The organism is Pseudogracilibacillus auburnensis, from assembly GCF_003201975.1.
Classification (GTDB): Bacteria; Bacillota; Bacilli; order Bacillales; family Amphibacillaceae; genus Pseudogracilibacillus; species Pseudogracilibacillus auburnensis.
Genome location: NZ_QJJQ01000018.1, coordinates 57,130 through 69,685, shown reverse-complemented (window position 1 = coordinate 69,685; position 12,556 = coordinate 57,130). Strand labels below are relative to the sequence as shown.

General features: G+C 36.1%; 11 protein-coding genes. 10 read left to right on the top strand and 1 reads right to left on the bottom strand.

What is annotated here, in order from left to right:
• Positions 1-462: 462 nt before the first annotated feature.
• The 10 genes from DFR56_RS19320 to DFR56_RS19275 all read left to right on the top strand — a co-directional run bounded on the left by DFR56_RS19320 (position 463) and on the right by DFR56_RS19275 (position 11,139).
• Positions 463-1,014 (top strand): hypothetical protein, encoded by a 552-nt coding sequence (locus DFR56_RS19320; protein ID WP_110397097.1) that lies wholly within the window; start codon positions 463-465, stop codon positions 1,012-1,014.
• A 69-nt stretch (positions 1,015-1,083) separates the two neighbouring features.
• Positions 1,084-1,749 (top strand): DUF4328 domain-containing protein, encoded by a 666-nt coding sequence (locus tag DFR56_RS19315; protein WP_158525726.1) that lies wholly within the window; start codon positions 1,084-1,086, stop codon positions 1,747-1,749.
• A gap of 675 nt (positions 1,750-2,424) precedes the next feature.
• Positions 2,425-4,086 (top strand): thiamine pyrophosphate-dependent enzyme, encoded by a 1,662-nt coding sequence (locus DFR56_RS19310; RefSeq protein ID WP_110397095.1) that lies wholly within the window; start codon positions 2,425-2,427, stop codon positions 4,084-4,086.
• A 16-nt stretch (positions 4,087-4,102) separates the two neighbouring features.
• Positions 4,103-5,599, top strand: a complete 1,497-nt coding sequence (locus tag DFR56_RS19305) for an aldehyde dehydrogenase family protein (RefSeq protein ID WP_110397094.1) — start codon at positions 4,103-4,105, stop codon at positions 5,597-5,599.
• A gap of 51 nt (positions 5,600-5,650) precedes the next feature.
• A complete protein-coding gene (locus DFR56_RS19300; protein WP_110397093.1) occupies positions 5,651-6,829 on the top strand; it encodes a saccharopine dehydrogenase family protein in 1,179 nt (392 codons plus the stop codon).
• A gap of 213 nt (positions 6,830-7,042) precedes the next feature.
• A complete protein-coding gene (locus DFR56_RS19295) occupies positions 7,043-7,798 on the top strand; it encodes an IclR family transcriptional regulator (protein ID WP_110397092.1) in 756 nt (251 codons plus the stop codon).
• Positions 7,799-7,813: 15 nt separating this feature from the next.
• The gene (locus DFR56_RS19290) at positions 7,814-8,122 is read left to right on the top strand and encodes a DUF3870 domain-containing protein (protein WP_110397091.1); all 309 of its coding nucleotides are present in this window, start codon (positions 7,814-7,816) and stop codon (positions 8,120-8,122) included.
• Positions 8,123-8,554: 432 nt separating this feature from the next.
• Entirely contained in the window at positions 8,555-9,757 is a 1,203-nt protein-coding gene (locus tag DFR56_RS19285) for an MGDG synthase family glycosyltransferase (RefSeq protein ID WP_110397090.1), read from the top strand.
• Between the two features lie 119 nt (positions 9,758-9,876).
• Positions 9,877-10,572 (top strand): polysaccharide deacetylase family protein, encoded by a 696-nt coding sequence (locus DFR56_RS19280; RefSeq protein WP_342353176.1) that lies wholly within the window; start codon positions 9,877-9,879, stop codon positions 10,570-10,572.
• 3 nt (positions 10,573-10,575) lie between these two features.
• The gene (locus DFR56_RS19275) at positions 10,576-11,139 is read left to right on the top strand and encodes a YkoP family protein (protein WP_110397088.1); all 564 of its coding nucleotides are present in this window, start codon (positions 10,576-10,578) and stop codon (positions 11,137-11,139) included.
• 216 nt (positions 11,140-11,355) lie between these two features.
• Here DFR56_RS19275 and DFR56_RS19270 read toward each other — a convergent pair whose 3' ends face one another.
• A complete protein-coding gene (locus DFR56_RS19270; RefSeq protein ID WP_110397087.1) occupies positions 11,356-12,546 on the bottom strand; it encodes an acyl-CoA dehydrogenase family protein in 1,191 nt (396 codons plus the stop codon).
• Positions 12,547-12,556: the final 10 nt, after the last annotated feature.

Genomic DNA, 12,556 nt, shown 5'->3' with positions numbered 1-12,556 from the left:
TTACATGCGCTAACTATAAAATGGGTTATGGAAAATGAACATAGGGTTAGATGTGCCTAACTTTAGCAGGCCTACTGTTTACGATGGCGGATGTAACTGAACTAAAAATAGAAAGTAAAATATTGAAGCAAGAAATGAAGAAATTGACGAATAAAAACCAAAATTAAACAAAATTTTACAAAGACATATAGTTCAATAGTAAGTATTATTAATAACTAGCTTATGAATAAATACAAAAATAATGATCCAATCTATCGTAGTCCTTTCCTATTTGATGTGAAAGGCCTATTTTTTATTGTTTATTGTTAGTTATTAGGACTGTAAAACTAAAAATTATCCTCTTTTTAGGGTTCAAAGACCTGTTACGAATTTCTCTTGTCCATTTAAAGTGCTCTGATATAATGCAACTATTGTTTTGTTTCAAGGCCTTCAGTACACATTTAATAAAGAGAGGTAAAGAAAATGAGGAAAAAGTATATCTTTCGTATTAGTTTGATATTCTTATTATGTATGCTTAGTGCATGTAGTAAAGGGGTAGGAGGAAAAAGTAAGCCTGAATATGAAGAAATAAATAGTGCATTTATAGAAAATGTACAAGCACCGTTAGAAGAATTGATTCTTACATTGGATGAGATTGAAATTGAATTTATAAATGAATCGATTTCTGAAGAAGAAGCAATTGATAAACACTCAAAAGAAGTGAATAGTTTTATAAAGGAAAAAAGCGAATTTATTAAAAATTATCCAAAGCTTAAAACAAAAGAAGGAGAAAATTATTTCGATATGATCGTTTCAGGTTATGATATTTCATTTGAAGCCTTAACAATAGTAGACGAGTATTTTGATAAAAATATTACCAATACTTTAGACGATAAACATATCGAGGAAATAGAAACAACATTTGAGCCGATGGAGAACGAATTAAATGAAATTCTTGAACAACTCGAAGATGTCCATGAACAAGTATTCGTTGATTATGATATTGATTTAGAAAGAATTTATTTTTTGGAGTAAGACATAAGTTGATCCAGTTCAGAAATTTATTATGAAATGATCATACATTTTCGAGAAGGGGAAAAAAGAATGGAACAACAATTGGAACTTACTCATCAATCAGTTGTAAGAGAAGCAAGAATATCTATTTTATTGATGAAACTAATTATCAGTTTATCGGTTGTCACTACGGTGTCTACACTAATAGAGATAAGTATTTATTCAGCATATAGTAATGAGCAACTGTTTCTTGATTTATCATATGGAGAAATGATCTTTATTTTATTAAGAACGTATATGAACTTTTTATGGATTATTTTAAATATTATGTTTATCATCATGTTTTTAACTTGGAAACATTGGACATATAAAAATTTACAAATTGCGAAAATCCAAGGATTGAAACATGAGCCAAAATGGGCAGCATGTTGGTACTTCATACCAATAGCTGGATTAATTAAGCCACTTATTATAATGAAAGAAATTTGGTTAGCAACCTTTTATTCGCAAGGGGATAAAGAATGGAAAAATAATAAAACACCATCGCCAATTATTATTTGGTGGTTAACGTTTATTATTGGAATCTCGTTATTTACTAAAAGTTTCTTTAGAAATGATGAAACGATCGCAAGTTATAAAATGGATGCATTATATAATTTGATGGCTGAACCATTATTAGTTGTTTCTGGTATTTATTTAATTATGATCATTAGAAACATTACACATACTCAAGAAACAAGATTATCGAGATATTAGTATTTGCGGAGGATGAAAGATATCCTCTTTTTTTATGTTTAAAAGTCCTTTGCAAATGATAAAAGGATTGGAAGGTAGAGTATCGTATGGAAAATAAGTATGTTAGCACACCTAGCAAATGGAATATGCTAGTCCTAGTCGGCGAGAAGTTAGAAACGTTCGCGTTCTTCTGACTTATGCCAACATTATGCTTTCATACATCGGAGGCTAAGACAACCAGCTAACCTAACTAAAGGCAGTTTTGTCCTAGGACTACGCTTGTGTTCGTCCCACCGCAAAGATATGTGACTTACATTGACACAAGTACGCCCTAGGACTTCTAAACTCTCGTCTCACCAAAATCTTTGGGATTGGCATTCGCTTGCCCCACCGATAGCCTTTGCGACTGTCATTACTTGTTGCAATAAAAACATTGTACATCAAGGAAAGCAAGTATGTTCGATTTGTGGGTTGTGAAGATAACGATGTTCACGCTATTTTCCGATAATCCCATTTCTTTCACAGACAATTTATGAGAATAAGTGAAAAAAGCCATTGAAATCAAAAATGAACTACGATATACTAATGATAGATTTATGAAATATCGTTTCAATTAATGAAATGTATATTGAAAACGATTTCAATCATATGCTTATAGTGAACTTTTTCTAAAAAATGAATAAAGGGGACGCATTCATGACTGTTCAGAAGAAAAGAATGTCTGCAGCAAGGGCAATTGTTGAATGTATGAAAAGGGAAGAGACTCAGCACGTATTTTGTGTACCTGGGGAAAGTTATTTACCTGTTTTAGATGCCCTACATGATGAATCTACTATTCAAGTAATCTCTACTCGCCATGAAGGTGGGGCGGCTTTTATGGCTGAAGGATATGCGAAATCAACGTTAAAACCAGGCATTGTCTTGGCAACGAGAGGAGTGGGGGCTGCCAATCTTTCCATTGGGGTACACACAGCTTATCAAGATTCAACACCGATGATTGTGTTACTTGGGCAAGTTCATAGTAAGTTTAGAGGAAGAGAGGGATTTCAAGAAGTCGATTTAGATCAGTTTTTTGGGCCGATATCCAAATGGGCTGTTGAAGTCCGTGACCCCGAACGAATGCCTGAAATAATGGAAAGAGCATTTCGTATTGCTCAGTCGGGAAGGCCCGGTCCTGTCGTTATTTCATTACCTGAAGATGTGCTACCAATGGAAAGTGACATGGTGTTTAGAAGTACATTTACAAAACCACGTCCAGCCCCATCACAAGCAGAAATGACGAAAATGGAGGAGATTCTATCTAATGCGAAAAGGCCTCTATTAATTGTAGGAGGTGGCATAAAAAGTTCTTGTGCAGAAAAACTCGTCATTACGTTTGCCGAAAAGTTTACCCTTCCAGTGTTAGTAGCTTTTCGGAGACATGATGTTTTTCCCCATGATCATCCTTTATTTATCGGCCATTTAGGTCTTGGAACAAGTAAGCATATAGAGGAAGCAATTGCAGAGGCAGATACAATCATTGCACTTGGCACGAGATTATCAGAAGTAACGACGAAGGATTATTCACTTTTAAAAGATCATCATACATTGATTCATATCGATATAAATGATGAGACATTAGGAAAAGTATATAGTCCCAATCTTGGGATTGTTGCTGATGGATCAGAAACGTTACGTTCGTTTATGGGAATGCGTCTTCCATGTCACTGGGAGGAGTGGACATTAGCGAAAAATGCTAAATATAAAAAAGCAAGTCAGTTGGACATTTTAGATGAAAATGTGATCAATTCCAGTGTGATCCATTATATGCAAAAAAACTTACCACAAGATGCTTTAATTACGAATGATGCAGGAAATTTTGCTGGTTGGCTACATGATTATTTTAAGTTTAATGAACCTCATACATATGTCGGACCAACTTCGGGGGCAATGGGGTATGGACTCCCAGCTGCGATTGGGGCAAAACTTGCTTTTCCAAAGAAAACAGTTGTCACACTTGCTGGGGATGGAGGCTTTATGATGACAGCAAACGAGCTTGAAACAGCAGTTCGTTATCATATTCCTGTCATTGCACTCGTATTTAATAATAATATGTACGGTACGATTCGGATGCATCAAGAAATGCATTATCCCGAAAAAGTAATTGGTACCGATCTAGGAGAGGTTTCTTTTCAAAAGCTGGCAGAAAGTGTTGGAGCAAAAGGATATACAGTGGATTCCGTGGATGATTTCGCGGTGGCTTTTGATGAGGCATTAAAAGGTAATGAAGTTGTAGTCATCGAAATTTTGACCGAAAAAGAGCAAATTGCACCACATAGAACGATCGAACAAATAAGAGAAAATGCTAAAACCAGATAAATAGGAGGCTTATACAATGGGAAACACATTATTAGATGTAAAAAAATTAGCTAATTATATTAATGGTGAGTGGGTAGAAGGAACAAATTTTACAGCTGTAACGAATCCAGCTACGGGAGAAGAAGTGGTGCAAGTTCCGTTATCTGAAGAAAGTACTGTCGATGAAGCGGTGAAAATTGCGAAAAAAGCGCAAAAGGAATGGGCGCTTACTCCAGCACCACAACGGGCAGAAGTGTTGTATGAAGTTGGTAATATTATGAAAGAGCGAAAAGAACATTTAGCCCAACTACTTACACTTGAAAATGGAAAAGTGTTAGAAGAGGCACGTGGTGAAGTGCAAGAAGGTATCGATATGGCCTATTATATGGCGGGGGAAGGTAGACGATTATTCGGGCAAACGACAAATGCGGAATTAAAAGATAAATTTGCAATGAGTGTACGTGCACCAATCGGTGTTGTTGGCATTATTACGCCATGGAATTTTCCAATTGCAATTGCAACATGGAAGTCATTCCCAGCAATTGTTGCAGGTAATGCAGTCGTCTGGAAGCCGGCAACGGAAACACCAATTATGGCTTATGAACTTGCAAAAATTTATGAAGACGCTGGCTTGCCGAAAGGGATTATTAATGTTGTTTTTGGTTCTGGTGGAACTGTAGGTGATGCCATGGTTCATCATCCTGATATTCGTGTCATTTCGTTTACAGGATCGAATGAAACGGGGAGTCATATTGCAGCAGAATGTGGTAGGCAGTTGAAAAAGGTTTCGCTTGAAATGGGTGGAAAAAACGCTGTTATTGTGATGGATGATGCTGATCTCGATTTAGCAGTGGAAGGAATTTTATGGAGTGCGTTTGGAACGAGCGGGCAAAGATGTACGGCATGTAGTCGTGTCATTGTCCATGAAGATGTAAAAGAAGAATTAGAAAAGCGATTGCAAACAGAGATGGAAAAGTTGTCGATTGGAAATGGTCTTCATGACGGTGTCAAAGTTGGTCCAATTATTAATGATGCGGGAATGGAAAAAATTAAAAAATATATTGGGATTGGAAAAGAAGAAGGCGCAAAACTGTTAGCGGGTGGCCATGTATTAACAGAAGGAGATCTTGCAAATGGAAACTATTTTGCCCCAACTTTGTTTACAGATGCAACGAGTGAGATGAGAATTGCTCAGGAAGAAATCTTTGGTCCTGTCGTTTCACTCATTCCAGTGAAATCATTTGAAGAAGCGATTGAAGTAAATAATAGTGTCACATACGGACTATCTAGTTCGATTTTTACAAAAGATGTGAACCGCGTATTTAAGGCACAGCGTGATTTAGATACCGGAATTGTCTATGTAAACGCGGGAACAACGGGTGCTGAAATTCATTTACCTTTCGGTGGTACGAAAGGAACTGGAAATGGTCACCGTGATTCAGGAGTGCAAGCACTTGATGTCTTTACCGAATGGAAAGCTGTTTATGTCGACTATAGTGGAAAATTACAACGTGCTCAAATTGATGTGGAATAAGGAACTTTAAAAAATGATATTTCTTATTTTAAATAGTGAGGAGCTGATTAGATGAAAGTAGGTGTTTTAGGTTCTGGATTAATGGGAAAAGAAGCGGCAAGAGATCTAGTAAGTAGTGATCGCGTGATGGAAGTAGGTTTAGCAGATATTGATTTAAGTCGAGCTGAGCAAGTTTGTCATCAGCTTGATTCAGATAAATTAACAGCTTTTGCCGTAAATGCTTCAAATGAAAAGGAATTAGCCAATTTTATGGAGCGATTTGATGTTATTATAAATGCACTTTTTTATTCGTTTAACGAAACGGTCGCTAAAACGGGTATAAAAGTAGGAGTGAGTGTTGTTGATTTAGGGGGGCATATCGGACATATTACCGATAAAGTGCTTGAATTGGATAGCGCTGCTAAGGAAAAAGGTGTAACGATTATTCCAGATTTAGGTGTTGCACCTGGGATGATCAATATTTTATCAGGTTACGGTGCAAGTAAATTGGATAAGGTCCAGTCATTAAAACTGTATGTCGGAGGTATTCCATTACAGCCTGATCCACCACTCGCTTATAATCATGTTTTTTCAATGGAAGGGGTATTTGATCATTATACAGACCCATCCCTTATTATCCGTAACGGGATAAAGCAAGAAATTCCATCTCTTTCTGAGGTGGAGGAAATTTACTTTGATAAATTTGGACCATTAGAGGCATTTCATACTTCTGGGGGGACATCGACACTATCTTTATCTTTTCCTCAGTTGGATACGCTTGAATATAAGACAATTCGCTATCCCGGTCATGCGGAAAAATTCCAATTACTCGTCGATTTAAATTTAACGAAAAAAGATTATGTCGTTGATGTAAATGGAGAAAAGGTTAGCCCAAGAGAAGTGTTTTTAAAAGTGCTTGATCCGATCGTTGAGTTAGGGGATAAAGACGATGCTGTGTTACTACGTGTCATGGTCACAGGGAAAAAAGATAATCAGGAAATGACGTATGAATATGAGATGACCATATTTAAAGATCGAGTACACCAGATTACTGCGATGGCAAGAGCAACCGCAACGACCATATCAATTGTTGCTCAAATGATCGGTGCGGGGACGATTAATAAACGTGGCGTATATCCACCTGAACAAATTGTTCCCGGAAATATTTATATGGAAGAATTACGAAAACGAGATGTACACATTTTAGAGAAGAAAAAGCAAAAGCAGACAAAAATTGCAAAAGCCAAGTAAAAGGTCCCCTCTACAAAATCGTAGAGGGACTTTTACTACAATTTAGAGGATTTGTGCTATACAAGGAACTAAGCCTTGTTTTTAACAGCCTCCCGCTAAAAAGCGATCATCTAGAGTTGGAAACGAATAACTAATCCGTTGTTCGGATTTTTACCGAAATATTAAATGATGAAATTGATTTAATAGTATATTTATTTGAAGGAAGGTATAAGTATGAATCAGAGTGTCATAAAAGCGTTGTCTATATTAGACCTATTCATTGAAGACAAAGAGCTTTCCTTACAAGAAATTGCACGTAAAGCTGATATTCCAAAACCGACTGCATATCGGCTCCTTTCAACGTTAGAGCATTCTGGAATTTTATACAAACTAAAGGAAAATCCACATGATAGTAGATATGGCCTCGGGTTAAAACTACTTGAATATGGAAATCTTGTTTCAGAACGACTGGAATTAAGAGATATTGCACTTCCATTCATGGAGAAGTTTGCAGAGGAAATAAATGAAGTTGTCCATTTAGTTATTGCTTATCAACAAGAAGCAACGTATATTGAAAAAGTAAATAGTAAAAGAGCGCTTAGTTTACATACGAAAATTGGCCGAAGTACTCCGCTTTATGTCGGTTCTGGACCAAAAATGTTGCTCGCATTTTTACCTGAGCAAGAACGGGAACAAATATTGAATCAAGGTGAACTAGTCACTTTAACAAATCAAAAAATTGATAAAATAGCTTTAAAACAAGAATTAAAAAAAATTAGGAAAAACCAATTTGCCATTAGTATCGGAGAACAAGATGCTGATACAACAGGGGTATCTTTTCCAATTTTTAATCATGAGGGAAAAGTAATCGCTGCGCTCGCTGTTAGTGGATTGTCAAGCCGTTTTATGGGAGAGCGACTTGAGAATATTAAAGACAGTGGTACAACATTTGCAAATGAAATGTCAAAACAATTAGGGTATCGTTACTGAGTGGAGTTGAAAAGAATGAATACTATCTTTATTGCTGGCCATGCTAGACTTCCATCTGGCATGGCTGCTAAAAGCATCTATGAAACATTAACGATTACAGCAGAAATTGATAAAAAATACGGTGTCATCGTCTCGACGAGTTGTACATTGGCAACGCTACATGCGCAACAATTTGTTGAGCATTTATTAAAAGGATATAGTTTACAAGATGGAATTGTTGAACCAGTAAATAAAATTCGCGAACATTATTTGGGAAAAGCGGGCAGTGCACTGGAATCAGCATTAAAAGATTTATTTAAACAATATGAAAAAATGTATTCTTAAAATGATTTATTTGAAAATAACTGTTTATAGAAAAGAATAAAAATAAGAAAAAAGATAAGAAACGTTTATCATGGTGCCGAGGCTGGGACATAACGAAAGCGGATTAAATATAAAGACGAACAATGCACTGCCTTAGCGAAGTCTTTTTTCGGAACGAGTGGTATGCACTTATCATTATCTAGTTAGTTCGGTTTTTCTTTAATGAAATACTTTTGTGTCAGTCTCATTTTTATTTAACAAAAATAATATTGTTTTGCTTTATTATCACACTTTTTTAGAACCTTTTTCCTTTCCTCTTCTTGATAATTTTATATTCCATTCCATTATTGCCCCTCATAATCGAAAATTAATCCGAATAAGGTATAGAAAGAGACAGGAAAGGGAAAAGTCTCTCTATGAGCTAGAAAATTGTCCTTTAGGTGTGATAAAAAAGTGAAAGAATCGGTAAAAGAAGTAAAAGTAGAGAAAAAAGATAAAATACTTATTTTAACTTGTACGTTTGGTGAAGGGCATCGCCAGGTAGCTAAAGCAATCCACGAGGCTACACAGGCTTCAGAAGATATAGAATCAATCATTGTGGATTTTATGGAATGGATTTCCCCATGTTTCTATTCGATAAGTCGGAATGTGTATTTAAAAGGAATTATAAAGTTTCCGCGCTTATACGGTCATTTTTATGAAAAAACACGTCGGAGGAATTCTTTTACTCAAAAGCTAAACAAATTTTTTTCATTTAGGATGCTACAAATGCTAAAGTTATTGGAAGAAATTCAGCCAACCTTTGTCGTGAGTACGTTTCCGATAGCATCTGGAGTTATATCAAAATTAAAAGAACATGGCTTAACAAATATTCCAGCTGTAACAATTATTACTGATTATACGAATCATAGTCTTTGGCTCCACCCTTATATAGATCATTATATTGTTGGTTCAAGCTTAGTACGTCAAGCATTAATTGAACAGGGAGTTGAGCACTTTAAAATCTCTGCTACAGGAATTCCGATTAAATCAAAGTTTTATCAAAGTTATTCACGAAATGAGTTAACGTCCCAATTTGGATTTAAGAAAGATTTACCAATTATTATGATTATGGGCGGAGGATATGGAATCATTGGGGATAATATTATAAGAGAGTTAGACACTTTACCATCATCTATCCAGCTTATTATTGTTTGCGGGCATAATAAGAAATTACTTCATCGAATGAAAAGGGTAGTAAAATACTCTAATAGGAAAATTCATTTAACCGGGTATGTTGACTATATTCATGAATTGATGGCAATATCAGATGTGATGATTACAAAACCTGGCGGAATAACGACTACTGAAGCAATGGCGTCTGGATTACCAATGATCTTTTATAAACCTCTACCTGGACAAGAGCAAGATAATACTGCATTTTTAGTACGGGAAAGAGCTGCGATTCACGTGAAGAACCTTAATGATTTAAAGGCTAATATATCGAATTTACTAAATAACTCCCAACAGTTAGAGCAGATGATCGAGAATGGAAAACGAATTCATATGAAAACATCATTTTTAGCTGCATTAAATGTTATTGTGCGAACGAGAAATACGACAAGTGAGAAAGAAACTCAAAGCTTGGAAAGAATTGATTCTTTTGGACAGTTGTAGTGCTAGTTCATTAGTCAAAATAGCTAAAGAATCATTTAATCCTTCATTAGTAGATGGAATACTATCTTTTTACTTTTTATTGGGTCGATAAAGTAGGGAGGAGACTATACTTGAGAAAAGTGATATTTTGGATCTTCATCGTTTTTTTCTTATTGTATGGACTGATTCCAGGAATATTTTCAGCTGGGTTTGGTCTTGGTGTATTTCGTAAAGGTACATCAGCCCAAAAAGTTGCATTTACTTTTGATGATGGACCAGACCCAATGTATACTCCGAAATTACTTGATCTTCTAAGGAAATTTGATATTAAAGCCACTTTTTTTGTACTCGGTTCGAAGGCGGAAAAGAATCCCGAGCTAATCCGTCGTATGTATCAAGAAGGTCATCTAATCGGAATTCATAATTATACACATCAAACAAATTGGTTAATGACACCGTGGACGATACGTCGAGAACTAAATCGTTCAGCTGTCATTATTGAACAACTTACTAGTGTACGTCCTAGCTATTACCGACCACCCTGGGGGTTGCTTAATCTTTTTGACTTTTTTTTACACAAACAATATCGTATCATATTATGGTCTTTAATGGTTGGTGATTGGCGAAGTGAAGGTGGAAGTGAAAAAATCATCCGTAAGTTGCTACATAAGATTAAGGACGGATCAATTGTGCTTTTACATGATAGTGGTGAAACTTTGGGAGCCAATCAAGACGCACCATTTTATATGATCCAAGCATTGGAAGTTGTATTTCATGAAATATGTCACCGTGGGTATACATGTGTTCGAATCGATCAGATGATGGAGTTGGAATAGCTAGTGAGTAGAAAGAAGAAATTAATCATTTCTTTATGGATGTTATGGGATAAATTATTTTATAAATTTTTTCACATACAACCTATAGATAAGGAGAATCCATTATTATGTGCAAGAGTTCGAACATACCGAGGGAAACCGATTCACTTGTCAGATGGAGAGGTCATAAAAAAGGGAGACCATATATTGGAACTCCATCTAAATAATAAAATACTTTTTAATATGGCGATAAAGTGTCGATCACCTCTTCAACTAGCTGTTCAAATGGTTCGGGCAACGGAAAGTTCATTGCGAAAAACGAGCACATATATACAAAATCACCCGAAATATAAACAAATAAAGGGCTTATACGGGGTTTCAATCATTCATCGTGGGGCTAAAAGATTTGGATTTAACGTTATCAATATTCCTAAGGGGCCATTTTCCTTTTTTGTAAATAGATATTTGTGTTTGTTATTGTTTGTTGTCCATTTGCAAGGGAAACAAAGATTACAAACGAAATCGGAACTTCTAGTCCCAAAGATAATTGCTATTTCAAAAAAAGAGTTTATGCAAAGAAATGTATAAGTCTTTCTGTAATAATCTTAGCATCCGTTACGCTGATTTCCGTATTGGAGCTAGAAGCATCGTTAAGGTCTACGGCTAAGGAGTCCCGTTGGAAATGATTGTATCTTAACTAAACAAACAGAACTGTTTTAAAACAATCAGCGATTGAATTTACCCCTTTAAGTAAACGGACATTCGTTTAGTTAAAGGGGCATATCACTTTGACTTGTGAATTTTTTAATCTTGTTCCCAAGCTGGTAACATTTTATTCAGTGGCTTATCTTGTCGATAACCTAAAACATATTCTGCTTGCATAACCGTATGAATTTCCCTTGTTCCTTCATAGATAACAGGTGCTTTCGAATTTCGTAAATATCTTTCTACAGGGTATTCGTCCGAGAAGCCATAAGCACCGTGAATTTGTACAGCATCATCGGCCGCTTTGTTTGCAAAATCACATGCTTGCCATTTAGCAAGTGACGTTTCCCTCGTATTTCTTTTTCCAGCATTTTTAAGTTCTCCTGCACGATAGACAAGGAGGCGACTCATTTGTAATCCTGCTTCCATATTAGCGATCATTTGCTGGACAAGTTGGTGCTTTCCAATTGGTTTTCCAAACGTTTCTCGCTCGTGACAATAGTCAACAGATGCCTCCATACAAGCCATAATTTGCCCAACGGCACCAGCAGCAACGGTAAAACGGCCATTATCAAGAGAGGCCATCGCAATTTTAAACCCTTCGCCTTCTTCACCAAGTAGGTTTTCTTTTGGTACCTTCAAGTTGTCAAAAAATATTTCTCCAGTATTTCCAGCACGAATACCTAATTTTCCTTTAATCGCTTTAGAGGAAAAGCCTTCCCAATCCCGTTCCACAATAAATGCCGAAATACCGTGATGCTTTTTCGATTTATCTGTGTAGGCAAATACTAAAAAGTGATCAGCAATATCACAGAGCGAGATCCATGTTTTTTGACCGTTTAACATATAGTAATCGCCATCTTTTACTGCAGTTGCTTGCATGGCAGCAACATCTGAACCTGCTGCCGGTTCTGTTAAACCGAAAGCTCCAACTTTTTCTCCATTCGCTTGTGGGACGAGGTATTTTTGCTTTTGTTCTTCGGTCCCCCATTGTAAAATCGACATACTATTTAACCCAGTATGTACAGAAACCGCTGTTCGAAATGCGGTATCGCCTCGTTCTAGTTCTTCACAAACGATGGCAAGTGCATTATAATCCATTCCGCTTCCACCATATTTTTCAGGAATACAAACCCCCATTAACCCTAGATCCGCTAATTTTTCCATAATGGAAGGTTCGAATTTTCCGGCACGATCCCATTCTGCAATATGAGGCATAATCTCCTTATCGACAAAACTTCTTACTGAACTTCTTAACATATTTTGCTCTTCTGTAAATTGAAAATCCATCTTAGATCAG

Bases quoted from the DNA above. Each gene is read 5' to 3' on its own strand.
- DFR56_RS19320 (WP_110397097.1), top strand. From the start codon at position 463: ATGAGGAAAAAGTATATCTTTCGTATTAGTTTGATATTCTTATTATGT.
- DFR56_RS19315 (WP_158525726.1), top strand. From the start codon at position 1,084: ATGGAACAACAATTGGAACTTACTCATCAATCAGTTGTAAGAGAAGCA.
- DFR56_RS19310 (WP_110397095.1), top strand. From the start codon at position 2,425: ATGACTGTTCAGAAGAAAAGAATGTCTGCAGCAAGGGCAATTGTTGAA.
- DFR56_RS19305 (WP_110397094.1), top strand. From the start codon at position 4,103: ATGGGAAACACATTATTAGATGTAAAAAAATTAGCTAATTATATTAAT.
- DFR56_RS19300 (WP_110397093.1), top strand. From the start codon at position 5,651: ATGAAAGTAGGTGTTTTAGGTTCTGGATTAATGGGAAAAGAAGCGGCA.
- DFR56_RS19295 (WP_110397092.1), top strand. From the start codon at position 7,043: ATGAATCAGAGTGTCATAAAAGCGTTGTCTATATTAGACCTATTCATT.
- DFR56_RS19290 (WP_110397091.1), top strand. From the start codon at position 7,814: ATGAATACTATCTTTATTGCTGGCCATGCTAGACTTCCATCTGGCATG.
- DFR56_RS19270 (WP_110397087.1), bottom strand. From the start codon at position 12,546: ATGGATTTTCAATTTACAGAAGAGCAAAATATGTTAAGAAGTTCAGTA.